15 protein-coding genes are annotated in these 14,678 nt (G+C 35.3%); 10 read left to right on the forward strand and 5 right to left on the reverse strand.

Features of this window, described 5'->3' with window-relative positions:
- Nucleotides 1-252 precede the first annotated feature (252 nt).
- Nucleotides 253-657 carry a hypothetical protein gene (locus ACTSKG_RS16895; RefSeq protein WP_464755711.1) on the forward strand — a complete coding sequence of 135 codons (405 nt, stop codon included), beginning with the start codon at nt 253-255 and terminating at the stop codon, nt 655-657.
- A 47-nt stretch (nt 658-704) separates the two neighbouring features.
- On the opposite strand, the gene ACTSKG_RS16900 is transcribed toward ACTSKG_RS16895, so the two are convergent.
- Together ACTSKG_RS16900 and ACTSKG_RS16905 are read right to left on the reverse strand one after the other, a co-directional pair.
- Complete coding sequence (locus ACTSKG_RS16900) at nt 705-926, reverse strand: DUF1128 domain-containing protein (protein ID WP_387584965.1); 222 nt, start codon at nt 924-926, stop codon at nt 705-707.
- Between the two features lie 205 nt (nt 927-1,131).
- Nucleotides 1,132-2,487, reverse strand: a complete 1,356-nt coding sequence (locus ACTSKG_RS16905) for an alanine/glycine:cation symporter family protein (RefSeq protein ID WP_464755712.1) — start codon at nt 2,485-2,487, stop codon at nt 1,132-1,134.
- A 203-nt stretch (nt 2,488-2,690) separates the two neighbouring features.
- Between ACTSKG_RS16905 and ACTSKG_RS16910 the strand changes: the two genes are divergently transcribed.
- Complete coding sequence (locus ACTSKG_RS16910; RefSeq protein ID WP_464755713.1) at nt 2,691-3,065, forward strand: YtxH domain-containing protein; 375 nt, start codon at nt 2,691-2,693, stop codon at nt 3,063-3,065.
- Nucleotides 3,066-3,086: 21 nt separating this feature from the next.
- Nucleotides 3,087-4,058 (forward strand): YihY/virulence factor BrkB family protein, encoded by a 972-nt coding sequence (locus ACTSKG_RS16915; RefSeq protein WP_464755714.1) that lies wholly within the window; start codon nt 3,087-3,089, stop codon nt 4,056-4,058.
- A 12-nt stretch (nt 4,059-4,070) separates the two neighbouring features.
- On the opposite strand, the gene ACTSKG_RS16920 is transcribed toward ACTSKG_RS16915, so the two are convergent.
- From ACTSKG_RS16920 to ACTSKG_RS16930, 3 genes are all read right to left on the reverse strand, one after another.
- Nucleotides 4,071-5,984: a heavy metal translocating P-type ATPase gene (locus ACTSKG_RS16920; protein WP_464755715.1), complete on the reverse strand. Its 1,914-nt coding sequence runs from the start codon at nt 5,982-5,984 to the stop codon at nt 4,071-4,073.
- A 145-nt stretch (nt 5,985-6,129) separates the two neighbouring features.
- Nucleotides 6,130-7,659, reverse strand: coding sequence for a fumarate hydratase (locus ACTSKG_RS16925; protein WP_464755716.1), 1,530 nt, complete (start codon nt 7,657-7,659; stop codon nt 6,130-6,132).
- A 714-nt stretch (nt 7,660-8,373) separates the two neighbouring features.
- A complete protein-coding gene (locus tag ACTSKG_RS16930) occupies nt 8,374-8,559 on the reverse strand; it encodes an SE1561 family protein (RefSeq protein WP_151701083.1) in 186 nt (61 codons plus the stop codon).
- Between the two features lie 396 nt (nt 8,560-8,955).
- On the opposite strand from ACTSKG_RS16930, the gene ACTSKG_RS16935 reads away from it, so the two are divergent.
- The 7 genes from ACTSKG_RS16935 (at nt 8,956) to ACTSKG_RS16965 (ending at nt 14,604) form a co-directional block, all read left to right on the forward strand.
- Nucleotides 8,956-10,140 (forward strand): MFS transporter, encoded by a 1,185-nt coding sequence (locus tag ACTSKG_RS16935; protein ID WP_464755717.1) that lies wholly within the window; start codon nt 8,956-8,958, stop codon nt 10,138-10,140.
- A gap of 166 nt (nt 10,141-10,306) precedes the next feature.
- Complete coding sequence (locus ACTSKG_RS16940; protein ID WP_464755718.1) at nt 10,307-10,744, forward strand: hypothetical protein; 438 nt, start codon at nt 10,307-10,309, stop codon at nt 10,742-10,744.
- 273 nt (nt 10,745-11,017) lie between these two features.
- The gene (locus ACTSKG_RS16945; protein ID WP_464755719.1) at nt 11,018-12,358 is read left to right on the forward strand and encodes an amidohydrolase family protein; all 1,341 of its coding nucleotides are present in this window, start codon (nt 11,018-11,020) and stop codon (nt 12,356-12,358) included.
- Nucleotides 12,359-12,379: 21 nt separating this feature from the next.
- Complete coding sequence (locus tag ACTSKG_RS16950; protein WP_464755720.1) at nt 12,380-12,910, forward strand: D-glycero-alpha-D-manno-heptose-1,7-bisphosphate 7-phosphatase; 531 nt, start codon at nt 12,380-12,382, stop codon at nt 12,908-12,910.
- Nucleotides 12,911-12,940: 30 nt separating this feature from the next.
- Nucleotides 12,941-13,372, forward strand: coding sequence for a GNAT family N-acetyltransferase (locus tag ACTSKG_RS16955; RefSeq protein ID WP_464755721.1), 432 nt, complete (start codon nt 12,941-12,943; stop codon nt 13,370-13,372).
- Nucleotides 13,373-13,487: 115 nt separating this feature from the next.
- Nucleotides 13,488-13,946, forward strand: a complete 459-nt coding sequence (locus ACTSKG_RS16960) for a GNAT family N-acetyltransferase (RefSeq protein WP_464755722.1) — start codon at nt 13,488-13,490, stop codon at nt 13,944-13,946.
- Nucleotides 13,947-14,127: 181 nt separating this feature from the next.
- Nucleotides 14,128-14,604, forward strand: coding sequence for a hypothetical protein (locus ACTSKG_RS16965; protein WP_464755723.1), 477 nt, complete (start codon nt 14,128-14,130; stop codon nt 14,602-14,604).
- The last annotated feature ends 74 nt before the right edge of the window (nt 14,605-14,678 follow it).

Below are 14,678 nucleotides of genomic sequence, written 5' to 3' on the forward strand. Positions count from 1 at the left end.
CGGGAAGTTTTTTTAAAAGATGGCTATGTTAATTATCTTTGTTGATAATAGAATAAACCAATAAATTTGTAAGACGACATAGGTTAGTTAGAAGAACGAACATTTTATACGGCTCTTTTTTTCTTGTTTAATTAACGAAGGTTAGTTCAATAAGTGAAAATGGAAATTTAAACAAAAGTTGAAACTTATAATTAGTATTAAACGTATTAAGGTAAACAGGCAGTGTGTTGAAAAGATAGAGGAGGAATCACGTTGAAAAAGATGGGTCCATTGTTTATAAGTATTGCGTTCATTTTTTTATTGGCAGCGTGTTCGGAAGATGTTACTCAATACGAAGCAAAACCAAGTGATTTTGAAGATGGTGGCTTTAAGAATAAATATGAACAGATTATTGCAATTAATGGTGAAGAACTAATGATTTTTACTAATTATGACCATCCTGAAAAGAAAACAAGTATAGATAAAATTTTTGAATTAGAGGATTCTACTGAACAACCTCTTCAAAAAATCTATAAGAATGTAAAAATTAAAACAAAAAAGGATAAGTATTATATTACTGCGGATGAGGGTTTATCATTAGAATTTCAAAAAATCGGAGAACGAATTATAGTTGATCAAGAGGGTATAGAGTATTTTACTTCAAAATATCCTGAATAAGAACACAATAAAAAGGACCATATAAGGTCCTTTTTATTTATGTTATTCTACTTCCGTAAGTTACCAAGCTCTGCTGCAATTGCTTGCATCTCGCTTGGACTAAACGAATCTCTTTTTTTTACCATTTCATATAAGTAAATAAGATCTTCGTATTCTGTTGCATTAAAGTTTTCTGGTTTCATTGCATCTACGTTAACCATACGGAGCTTTTCTTTTATGGTTTCAATCATATAAGTAACATTTTCAACAGAAGGTTCTGATAAATTCATCTTTTTGTTCCTGCCTTTCATACATTCGAAATTGTTATACCACATTAACGGTGAGATTTCTAATGTAAACTAAGAATGAATCGGGTACTGTAAACGGTAGATTAACTCCCCTTAAAAGCCCGAATGGTTAAACTACAAATCCGAAAGAACCGGATAGAAGTTTCCCTTTATCATTTCACGCTCTGCCTTGATTGTCAATTAAAAACTATACTTTAGCAGCCTGCTTTTCTTCTTTCAGTTTATCTTGAATGCGTTTAGTTTCATAAACTACTATTCCGGATAGACCAAGTAACCCAATTAAGTTCGGAATAGCCATTAATGCGTTAGTAATATCAGAGAATGTCCAGATTAAGTCTAGAGAAACAACTGAACCGATAAATACCATGATTACAAATGCAATACGATAAATTATTAATAAGGACGGATTTTTAAATAAGTATTGGAAACACTTTTCTCCATAATATGCCCAACCAAAAATAGTAGAAGTGGCAAAGAAAATTAATCCAATAGCAACAACGTATGGACCAAAGTTACCAAGGAAATGTCCAAAAGATGCTGATGTCAACTCGTTAGCCTTAAGGGAAGTATCTTTGTACATTCCAGACATAACGATTGTAACACCAGTAATAGAACAAATAAGAAATGTATCTAAAAATACTTGTGTCATAGAAACAAGAGCTTGACGACCAGGTAGATCTGTTTTTGCAGCAGCTGCGGCAATTGGAGCGGATCCAAGACCAGCCTCATTGGAGAATACCCCACGTGCGATACCGTAGCGAATAGCAGCACCAATAGCACCACCAGTTGCAGCTTCAGCAGAAAATGCCATTTTAAAAATAGTAGCAAATGCTTCTGGGATCACCGTAATATTCATAACCATAACGATTAATCCAGCTATTAAATAGAATAAGGCCATAACTGGTACAAATACAGCAGTTACATTACCAATAGATTTAATTCCTCCAAGAATAACAAGAGCAGTAAATATTGTAAGAACAAGTCCAGTAATCCAAGTATCTAAACCAAAAGTAGATTTTACAACTCCAGCAACTGAGTTAGATTGAGTACCATTTCCAATACCAAATGCCGCGATAGCACCAAAAATCGCAAAAAGCACCGCTAACCATTTTTGTTTTAAACCATGCTCTAGGTAATACATTGGACCACCGGCCATTTGACCTTTAGCATCTTTTACACGGAATCTTACAGCTAAAATTGCTTCACTATATTTCGTAGCCATACCGAAAAGCGCAGAGAACCACATCCAAAATATTGCACCTGGTCCACCTAATACAACTGCGGTAGCAACTCCTACGATATTTCCTGTTCCGACTGTTGCAGCAAGCGCAGTAGTAAGTGCTTGGAATTGAGAAATGTCCCCCTCCGCAGTTTTATCGTGCTTTTTAGAAAATACCAATCTTAAAGCAGTAGGTAAAAGTCGTATTTGTAAAAAACCAACACGAACCGTCAAATAAATACCTGTTCCAACAATTAGTATGAGTAGTGGTATACCCCATAAAAAAGATGATACGTTTCCTAAAAAATTATTTAATGCTTCCATTCTACTAACCCCCTAAAATTCTAGTTGTACTTGTCTACTCTATGAGACTATGTTCCTTTCTATGTAATTTGTTCTTATTATAATATTCATAAAATTCCGTCTGATAGTCAAGACTATTTTTTAATATATATAAATTGTTTGTTTTATTACGCTTAGTCACGGGTATAATTAAATACATATACATCTAATATGGAGGTTATCACATGAGTGAAAATAAATTAGTTAAAGGTATAGTTTTTGGTGCATTAGTAGGCGGAGCTTTGACAATGTTTGATAGGTCAACAAGAGATGCTGTTGCTAAGAAATCTAGGTATGTTGGAAAACAGATTCGATTTTACGCTAAAAATAGAGATGAACTAATAACGACAATTGAGGATCAATTTACTAAATGGAAATCGTTTTACGAGCAGTTTGCTTCCGATGCGACGTACATATCACAAAAAGTAAATGAAGTGAAAGAAATTACACCACAGGTTAAAACACTTGTAACGGATACGAAAGAAGCATTTACTCAATCTAAAGAAGAATACAAATCAATTGTAATTCCTGAATCTGAGGAGAATATAGTTAAGCAATAAGTGAAGAGAGGAGAGGATGAAGTGAAACATAATCGAATAAAAGAGGAATTACATGAAGAAACATCTTCATCCTCTACTAATTGGCATGAAAATCTTAAGTTTTTATCTATTAAAAAGAAAGAAAATCGTCGAGCGGAAAATCAAGATTTGACCACATGGTCGGGTTTTTTTAAACATTTAATCTCACATATTCAAAATGCAGATATCACTGGGTTAGGTGCACAATTAGCATATTTTTTCTTATTATCATTGTTTCCGATGCTTATTTTCCTCGTGACGTTATTACCTTATTTAAATTTGGACGAAGCACAAGTTTTTCGCTTTCTAGAAAACTATGCCCCAAAAGAGGTATATATGCTTGTAGAGGGTACAGTTTCAGAGATATTACGAAGTCGTAACGGAGGATTATTATCTATCGGAATTATTGGTACTATTTGGTCTGCATCTAAAGGTATGAATGCTATTGAGAAGTCTTTAAATAGATCGTATGAGTTGGAAGAAACGAGACCCTTTTTTATTGTGAGAGGTTTATCTGTTATTTTTACTTTACTTATGATCTTATTAATAATTGTCGCACTTGTTCTACCTGTATTTGGTCAACAAATTGGAACGATTTTATTTTCTTATTTCGGATTTGAAAAAGGATTTCTTGAATTGTGGAATAATGTCAGATGGATTATAAGTCCTCTCGTTATTTTCATTGTTTTCACTGCTCTATATTGGATTGTTCCAAACAAAAAGTTAGCATTAAAAAGTGTATTTCCAGGAGCAATCTTTGCTACATTAGGTTGGATTATTGTCTCGTTAGGATTCTCTTACTATGTAAGTAGTTTTGGTAACTATTCTTCTACTTATGGTAGTATAGGAGGAATTATTGTATTAATGTTATGGTTATATTTGTCGGGAATTATCTTATTAGTAGGTGGGCAAATAAATGCGGTAACGCAAGAAAGAAAGAATGCATTAAAACAGAAAAAAGCAGAGGGTCACTAAGACCATCTGCTTTTAAATATTTCTATTTAGCATTCTTAGACCATTAAGAATGACTAGAATCGTACTTCCTTCATGACCTATAACACCTAATGGTAGATCAACTACTTGAAGAAAGTTTGATATGATTAACACAGCAATCACAGAAATGGAAAATACAATATTTTGTTTAACAATTCGTTGCATCTTTCGTGACATTTTCACAGCATATGCGATTTTTGATAAATCGTTTTTCATAAGGATCACATCCGCAGTTTCTAATGCTACATCCGTTCCTTCTCCCATTGCAAATCCAGTAGTTGCTGTTGCTAGAGCAGGGGCATCATTTATACCATCCCCAACCATTCCAACAAATTTATGTTCTTCTAAGAGTTCTTTTAAATGTTGTACTTTCGTTTCCGGTAAACATTCTGCAAAGTATTGGTCTATACCTGCTTCTCTTGCAATTACTTTAGCCGTTTTTTCATTGTCTCCCGTAAGCATAACAGTTTTAATTCCTACTGATTGCAAAAGTTTTATGGCTTCTTTAGCTTCTTCACGAACAGTATCTTTTAGAGCTGCAGCGGCAGCAATTCCCTCTTCATCTCGCATAAAAATAACTGTTTTTCCTTCTTCAGCTAGAGCAGCCGCGATACCATTTTGGAAAGCAAAGGCATCTATTTCATTTACAAATTCTGGTTTTCCAACTAATATTGTTTGTTCTCCTATGATTGCTTGTAATCCAAACCCAGGTTTATCTTCAATGTGAATTAGCGGCAATTGCCCAATTCCCTCAGCCTTCGCATAAGAAGTTATTGCTTGTGCTAGCGGATGGTTCGATTGCCCTTCTATTGTAGCAAGCATTGTCAATGTTGATATTCTATCTAAATCTTCCCGAACAAAGAAGTCCGTTACTATTGGTTTACCTTTTGTAAGTGTTCCTGTTTTATCAAGTGCAATTGCTTTCATTTCGCTAACATTCTCTAAATGCATGCCGCCTTTAAACAAAATACCGCTTTTTGCTCCGTTCGAGATTGCGGCTAGTGTTGCTGGCATAATCGCTGCTACAAGTGCACAAGGAGAAGCGACAACCAATAATACCATGGCACGGTAGAACGTTGTTTTCCATTCCCAATCAAGTATAAAGTGTGGGAGAAACATCATGAAACCAACTGATATCAGAACTATTTTTACGTAACTGCCTTCAAACTTTTCGATAAATTGTTGTGCTGGAGATTTTTCATCTTGAGCTGTTTGAACAAGTTGAATGATCTTATGAAAAAGCGAGTCTTCATTTGCTTTTGTCATTTCCATTGTAATAGCACCACTAATATTTACGGTGCCAGCAAATAGTTCATCGTTTACTTGTTTGGAAACAGGGATGGACTCTCCGCTTATTGCAGCTTCGTCAATTGCTGTTGACCCACTTTTAACCAATCCGTCTGCAGGTATTCTTTCCCCTGGTTTTACTACTAATTGATCCCCTATAACGAGTTCATTTACTGAAACGCGAGTAGTGGAACCATCACTATTTAAGCGCCAAGCTTCTTCAGGTTGGAGTTCCATTAGTGAAGAAATTTCTTTTTTACTTTTGTTCATCGTATATGTTTCTAGTGCACCACTAACAGCGAAAATGAAGATTAATATAGAGCCCTCTGTCCAATAACCTATAATTGCAGAACCAATTGCTGCTAAAATCATAAGCATTTCCACATTTAACTCTCTGTCTTCAATCGTGGCTTCAATACCTTCTTTTGCCTTTGCAAATCCTCCGATGATGAATGCAAGTATATAAAAAATAATAGAAGCAGTGTCCTGGTCTGCTCTTCCAAACGACCAAGCCACGAGAATTAATACTCCTGAGAAAAAGGCAGCAATCAACTCAATATGAGGTAACAGCAGGGATTTATAACCAGATTGTTTCGCATCGTTTTCGAGAATAGTTGACATATAATTACCTCCTTGATAATGAATTTCACTATTAATAAGCTTCTAAAATGACGAAAATGGATTCCCAAGAGGAAATCCATTTTTATATTCATTACTACTTTATAATAATTTTAATTTAAAGATAGGTATAAGTCAAACATTTACTTTAGTTAAAAACTCTCTCTTTATAAGCAGATAATTTCTCCAATGAAGATTTATCAACATCTGCATGCAAGCTATTGCCATGAGAGTCCATAGTTACAACAGCTGTGAACTTTTCTACACGTAAATGCCACATTGCTTCAGGAATACCAAACTCCATTAAATCGACGCCTTCCACACCTTTAATGCAGTCGGCATAGTATTGAGCAGCTCCACCGATTGCATTCAAGTACACTCCACCATGCTCTGAAAGTGCAGCAAGTGTTTTTGGACCCATCCCACCTTTACCAATTACCGCGCGAATACCAAACTTTTTCATAATATCCCCTTGGTAAGGTTCTTCACGAATAGAGGTAGTTGGTCCAGCTGCGCGAACATGCCAATTTCCTTCATCGTCTTTTTGCATAACTGGACCACAGTGATAAATAATTTGTCCATCTAGGTCAACAGGTGCATCATGGCTCATTAAGTGATGGTGAATTGCGTCACGACCAGTGTACATACGACCAGTGATGGAGACAACGTCGCCAACTTGTAGTGCACGAATTTGATCTTCTGTAATAGGAGCTTGAAGTTCTACTACTTTTTTAGGAGCCTCCTCTGAAGCTTCTTCTTTAAATTCAATTTTTTCTCCTTCTTGGTAATGCCATTCGATAATTTCACCGTTAGTTGGGTTAATATTAATTGCCATACGACGGTATGCCCAACAGTTATACGCAACAGATACATAGAAGCTTGCAGGGATTCGGTGCATTACGCCGATTTTGCAACCAAGTAAAGTTGCTTCCCCGCCAAATCCCATTGTACCGATACCTAATGTGTTTGCTTTTTCTACAATATACTCTTCTAATTTTGCAAGGTCTGGGTTTGGATTTGTATCTTCTACATGACGGAATAATTGTTCTTTTGCAAGGTCATACCCTGAAGAACGATCTCCACCAATACCAACCCCGATAAATCCTGCAGAACATCCTTGTCCTTGTGCTTGGTAAACAGAATGTAAAATACATTTGCGAATACCATCTAAGTCACGACCAGCACGACCAAGACCTTCTAGTTCAGTTGGTAAGCTATATTGAATATTTTTATTTTCACAGCCGCCACCTTTTAAGATAAGCTTCATTTCGATATAATCTTTTTCCCACTGTTCAAATTTCACGACAGGAACACCTTCGCCTAGATTATCCCCGCTATTTGCTCCCGTTAATGAATCAACTGAATTGGGGCGAAGCTTTGCATCTTTTGTAGCAGTAACGATTGCACGTTTAATCGCAGCTTTAATTTCTAATTGGTTTACGCCAATAGGTGTTTTAATCTTGAATGTTGGTAAACCAGTATCTTGGCAAATAGGTGATACATTGTCATCAGCCATTTGAATATTGTTCGTAATTGTATCTAAGCTCATAGCCGCCCGTGTACCGGCATTTTCAGATGCTTTCGCTTTTTTAATAGCACGACGAACATCTTTTGGTAAGTTCGTAGATGTTTCCGTAATTAAGTCATAAATACTTTTTTCTAATTGTTCCATTTGCATGGTGAAACGCTCCTTTAGGTATGTAAGTAATAAACATTTACAAGTATACTATTTTATTAGCTTGAAAAAAAGAGTATGGTATCGTTATCTACTGACCTGGGGTACTAAAAGCAGGTCATAAGCACCTAGAAAGAGTATAAGCGCCTAAAGTCCGCGCATGCACCTAAAATGCTTTTATAAGCACCTAAAGCCAAGTCATAAGCACCTAGAAAGTGTATAAGCGCCTAAAGTCCGCGCATGAGCACCTAAAATGCCAGTATAAGCACCTAAATCCAAGTCATAAGCACCTAGAAAGTGTATAAGCGCCTAAAGTTCGCGCATGAGCACCTAAAATGCCGGTATAAGCACCTAAAGCAAGGTCATAAGCACCTAGAAAGTGTTTAAGCGCCTAGAATCCGCGCATGAGCACCTCAAATGCTATTATAAGCACCTAAATCCAGAACATAAGCACCTAAAGCCAAGTCATAAGCACCTAGAAAGTGTATAAGCGCCTAAAGTACGCGCATGAGCACCTAAAATGCTTTTATAAGCACCTAAAACCAAGTCAAAAGCACCTAGAAAGTATATAAGCGCCTAAAGTCGCCGCATAAGCACCTAAATCCGAGCCAAAAGCACCTAAATCTGGGTAAGCCCCTAAAGGAAAGTAGTTCAGAACATAAAAATGAAAAAGAAGTCTGGAATTATCTAATTCCAGACTTCTTTTTTAGCTTATGGCTACTCTTTATTATTTTTAAACTGCTCCATTTTTAACTCTAGGTCATCCATCATTTGAATAAGACGGTCAATATCTTCAAGTTCAGTTGTTTCAGGTTCGATTGAATCTAAGACTTCTAAAAACATTTGCAGTCGATCTTTTAAATAAGATACTTGTTGTTCTGGATTTGAGATTTGTTTGCCCACAGAATAACACCACCTTTTCGTAAATATAGAATAAAGGAAAATGAAAAGAAAAGATAGGTCTAAAGCGTTATTTTAATAAATTGTTTGTTTAGAATATTTACACTAATCTGTTTATATGTTAAAGTGTTTTTAACCCATACATAGAAGGGAGGCCGTAGTGAATAGTCGAAAACCATTCAACTAATAGAAGGAGGGGGTTCAGACATTTCACCGGCAACAAAGCCGCAAATGCAATTATGAGTACTCAAGAGGATAATAGTTATATGTAAAAGGCTCAGTCTATCTATTGTAGATACCGACTGGGTCTTTTCTTGATGATTTTTTATATAAAAAGAAGGTATTGTCTGTTACACTACTGTTTAGAAAAAACTTTGAAAAATTTTAAAGAGGTAAAATATGCAGCAATTTACAGCAGTTGAAAGAAAAAGGTTTTGGATACTCGTTACCATTGTATCGATTTCAGGATTTTCGCAAGGAATGTTATTACCACTTATATCCGTTATATTTGAGCAAGATGGAGTAAGTGCTACGTTAAATGGTTTAAGTGCTACAGGATTATATATTGGTACGTTGCTAATCTCACCCTTTATTGAACCGCCACTTCGAAAGTTCGGTTATAAGCCAATTATTATTACTGGTGGGCTAATTGTAATAATTTCGTTAATGTTATTTCCTATTTGGAAAAGTGTAGCATTTTGGTTTGTTTTAAGATTATTAATTGGGATAGGGGATCATGGGCTTCATTTTTCCACCCAAACATGGATTACGAGCTTTTCTCCTCACCATCGTTTAGGAAGGAATATTGCGATATATGGCCTTTCTTTTGGAGTTGGCTTTGCAGTAGGACCTTTGTTTGTCCAACTCGTCAATGTTTTTCAAGGATTGCCATTTATTATTTCAAGCCTTCTATGTTTAGGAGCATGGTTACTCATTTTCTTCGTTAAAAATGAAAAACCAGAGATATTGAAAGGTTCATCCGCTAACGAAGGTACTTGGAAACGATTTGGAGCAACTTTCGCGATTGCATGGGTAGCATTTATACCTCCATTTTGCTATGGATTCCTGGAATCATCGTTAAATGCCATTTACCCTGTTTATGCACTTCGTAATGCAATTGAAGTGACTAGTTTATCCTACATATTAGCAGCCTTTTCAATGGGAGGCGTCGTCTCGCAATTGCCTCTAGGTGTGTTGAGCGACAAAATAGGAAGAAGAAAAGTACTAATACTAATGCTTGGGTTAGGAGCTATTACCTTTGGAACTGCAAGCTTTTTTGAAACGTCTGCTTTAACTATAGGAATATTATTTTTCATAGCAGGAATGTTTGTTGGATCAACTTTTTCACTTGGGATTTCTTATATGGCTGACTTAACACCAAAATTCCTTCTGCCAATTGGAAACTTAATATGTGGAATATTTTTTAGTATTGGAAGTCTCACGGGACCATTTTTAGGAGGTTTATTTATCCAACTTTTTGAAGGGGTTAGTTTTTTAGTATTAGTTGCATTACTCCTAGGGACGCTAACCTGTATTATCTTCTTTGCGAATCCGCAAAAGAAACGAAAAACGTCCTATCTTTAATTTTAAAAAGCACTACAAGTTACTATGCAGCTTACGAAGAGCGAGCATGTTAAACTGTAGTGCTTTTTATGTTAAGTTCTGAATACTTTGATTATGTAAGTATACAAATCTATCCAATTATGTATATGATAATCATAAGAGTTTTATAGAAGAAGGAGGAAATTGAATGCGTATAAACTGGTCACCGTATGTTTGGAAAATATTATGGGGTGTAGGATTAATTGCTTTACTATTTATCAGTTATCATCTAGAGAATAAGGTAAGAAATCATGTTGCAATTACGTTTCAACCGCTTCCTATTTTTTGGTTCATACCAACTGCTTATTTTGTTTTTGGTATTTATATTTCTTTAGTTCTCGATAGGGATTGGACAATTAAATGGAATTGGCCTTTACAAGTTTGTGTGACTTTTCCATTTCTAGTCCTTGCTTTTTATATGCCAGTTATATATACAATTGTTCAAAGTACTACATCAGACCCGAATAGTTTTTCAGTACCTATACCATTCTGGATGATGAAAATAAACGCTCTTGGAATTCCCTCAATTGTGGCAGGAATAACTCTGATGGTTGGTATGTTGAAAAAAGAGAAAGAAATAAGTTAATGAGATTATGGCAAATGAAAGCTAGAAGAATGTAGTGGAAATAATCAAATTAAACGATTGTTTAATTAGCACTGTAATACTATTTTTACTGCTTTCATTTGCAATAGGGAAATTAAACTATCCCTATTAACAGTTTCCTTAATAGCACTCTGTACAATTTTTTCATTCCAAATGCCAAAAAATAAAACCGAGTACTAATTATAAATTTCAGAATAATGAAACCTTTCTTTACATTAAGTAGTAGATGAACTATCAAATTTGTGAAGAAGGAAAGTGATTATAATTAAGAATACATGCACTTACTTGAAAAATGCTCAGTTAATAGACGTTGTGACTGGAGATGTATCCCTTTCCAATGTTTTGATAGAAAATGGAATTATCTCAAAGGTTCATTCTGTTGAAAGTGATTTACCTAATAACGCAGAAATATTTGATTTAAAAGGAAAATGGATATTACCTGGTTTAATAGATATGCATGTACATATTAAGGAAGGATACGCTCCTCTTTTTACAGCATCAGGCGTAACAACTGTTCGAAATACAGGTGGTAATGTCATAGAATTGAAAACATTAATGCGTGCACCTTCTGATGCACCGACACCTCGCGTTATTTCCGCAGATAGAATAATTGATGGTCCGCCTGGGTTATGGGGAGAGACAAGTCCGTGGAATATAAATGTAGCTAATTCTGAAACTGCTCGAAAAGAAGTAAAAAGACAAGTTGATGCAGGAGCAGATTTTATAAAAGTGTATGGTTGGTTACCGAAAGATATAATGGAAGCCGTTGTTGAGGCAGCCAAACTGCACAATAAAGAAGTGAGCTGTGATTTGATTCATTCAAAGGATGTAACTGCCATAGAGGCGGCAAAAATGGGCATTAAATGGAATGAACATGCATCGGGAATTTTACAAGATATGTATCCAGCATGGACTATGCAAGCTGATGAGAATGTTTGGAATTCGATTGACTGGAACAACCCAAATCGAGGAGAAATTGAACTAGTTTGTAAAGTGCTATTAGAAAACAATGTTATCATCTGCCCAACGATGGTTTTATTGGATCAGGCGCATTTACTTGAAAATTATTGGTATCCAGAAAATAAAGTGACGGAAAAGATGAAGGAGAATGAAGATTTATTAAAGCAATGGGCATACTTTCTAAGTCAACCAAATGCTTTGAAGCCATTAGGTATTCAACAAGCTATGAATAAATGCATTGCAAAAACCTATTTCGATTTAGGGGGCATAGTCGTCGCAGGTACAGACACCCCCGCTGGCATATTCACTTTGCCTGGGATGGCATTACACCGGGAATTGGAATTGTTTGTTCAAGCTGGTTTTGAGGAAATTGACGCAATTCGAGCAGCGACTTTAAAAGCAGCCGAAGCTTTAGATCGTAATGACCTAGGAGTTATTAAAGAAGGTGCAATTGCGGATCTTGTTATATTAAATAAGAATCCGCTGGAAGACATTCGCAATACAAAAGAAATAGAATTAGTTATTAAAGGAGGAACTATTTATACACAAGAAAAGTTATTTGAAAACGTTCCTACACAAGAATCTGTCATGAAAAACGTTCAAGCATTCATGGACAGTTTTGAGGAAATAATGTGAACATTGAGGAGTGTCATTTAAATGAAAAAAGCTGTATTTTTGGATCGTGATGGTGTAATAAATGAAGTGTTAACGGATAGAGTAAAATTTGTAAATAAGCCACATGAGCTTTACTTCTTACCGGGTGTACCGGATGCGATTAAAAAACTAAACACTTTTTTTGATTTCATATTTGTAGTGACCAATCAAGGCGGAGTTGGATTGGGATTTATGAAGGAATCTCAACTCCAAAAAATTCACGACCATATGATTGCCGAATTACAGAAAGAAGGGGCAACTATTCATGAAGTGGTCTATTGTCCGCATAAACCAAAAGCAGGCTGTGCATGCCGTAAGCCAAACAGCAAATTAATTGTTGACCTCAGTAAAAAATATGATATCGATTTGTCCCAATCCTACATGGTAGGAGATACAGATACAGACATTATTGCTGGGAAGAAGGCAGGAACAAAAACAGTTTTCTTAGGGAAGAGCGATCCGCTTGCTGATGCCATTTTCCCTGACTTAATATGTGCTGCTGATTGGATTATAGAGGATGCAATTGGGAATTAGAGCGAATGTATGAAGAAAGGGTAGTATTATATGAAAAGAATAACCACTTTCCCAATTCATCCAGAGATAAGAGATCTTCTGTCTTTTGCTACTTCTAAAGATAGAATTGATCTTGAATATGAAAAATATATACGCTCCCCCGAAAGGGAACTATATGGACTTGAGTTAAAAGGAGAAATGGTTGGTTGTATTGGATTAGAATTATGTAGCTCACACAGTTGTGAAATAAAGCATATAGCAGTCACACCTAAGGTTAGAGGGAAAAATATAGGAAGACAAATGATTAATTTTGTTTGTGATAAATATTCTTTAAGTTCTATAAAAGCTGAAACAGATAATGAAGCAGTGAAGTTTTATGAAAAGAATGGATTTAACATTACTAGTTTGGGTGAAAAATATCCAGGTGTTGAACGATTTTTATGTGAATTTTCAATTCAAACTACTTGGAAACCTAAAAGGTGAATAGATAAATGAATAAATAAATATAATTGGATCTTATCTTTGATAGTAATTAACCATTGTGATTCTACTTTCGTTTTTGCTGTTAAAAGGTAAATTATGAAGGGTATGAATTAAAATGGAGAAATTTAAAGTAAAAAGAATCCAAAACTTAATAACTTCTGAGTTATTTCATATACTTGAAGAAAGCAAGAAAGATGGGTTTCGTTTTCTAGAGAGGCTTGTAAATGAATATGAAAGCGGGAAAAATACTTTCAATAACCAAGGGGAATCTTTACTCGGAGTTTATACAGACCAAGGAGTACTAATAGCGGTTGGTGGACTAAATATAGATCCCTTTTCAGATAATCAAAAAGCAGGTAGACTGAGAAGATTTTATGTTGCGAAAGAATACCGTAGAAGTGGTGTTGGAACAGTATTGTTAAAGGAAATAATTTCTGATGCAAAGAACTATTTTGAAATTTTAGTACTACATACTGATACAGAGCAAGCCGCAAAGTTTTACAGTGCATTTGGTTTTAAAGACAATTGTACTTTTCCGGGGTCCACTCATTACTTAAACTTGCGGATAGTGTAGGGGAAATAGAATCAGTGTTCATGGTTTTTAACAGGTAAGCATTACATGATGAAGGGGCTCTTCGAATGACCGAGCACATTGATCTGTAGTGCTTTTTATTTAAATTCTGAATCTTTAAATAATATTCAGTATGCAATGCATCTTTCTATGTATATGATAATCAATAAAAGGAGGATGTTTTATGCGTAAGAACTGGTCACCTTATGCTTGGAAATTATTATTTGTTGTTGGGTTAGTTACTCTCCTAATTATTAATTACCATCTGGAATTTAAGGTAAAAAATCATGTGCAAACTACATTTCATTTTCTCCCCATGTACTGGTTCCAACCTATTGCTGGTTTAGTGACAGGCATTTATATCTCTTTGTTTAGTATAAAAGTGTGGTCAGTGAAATGGAACTGGTCTTTTATATCTTGTGTGGCCGCCCCTTGCTTCATCATTGCGTTTTATTTTCCAGTAATATATACAATTATTCAATACACTACATCCGACCCAAATAATTTATCAGTGCCTTTTCCGTATTGGTTGATGAAAATAAACGCTCACGGGATTCCATCTATAGTCGCTGGACTGACCTTAATCCTTGGAATGTTTGGACATACTGACAAATCAAAATCAAAATCGAATAGAGATGGAGTAATAGAAAAAAATAATTAAGGGGGAGTCTAGTATAAAACGATACTATGTATTAATCAGCTGTTTAACAGTATTTTTAATATCCGGATGCAGTG

It is taken from the genome of Psychrobacillus syltrankelensis (genome assembly GCF_055454035.1).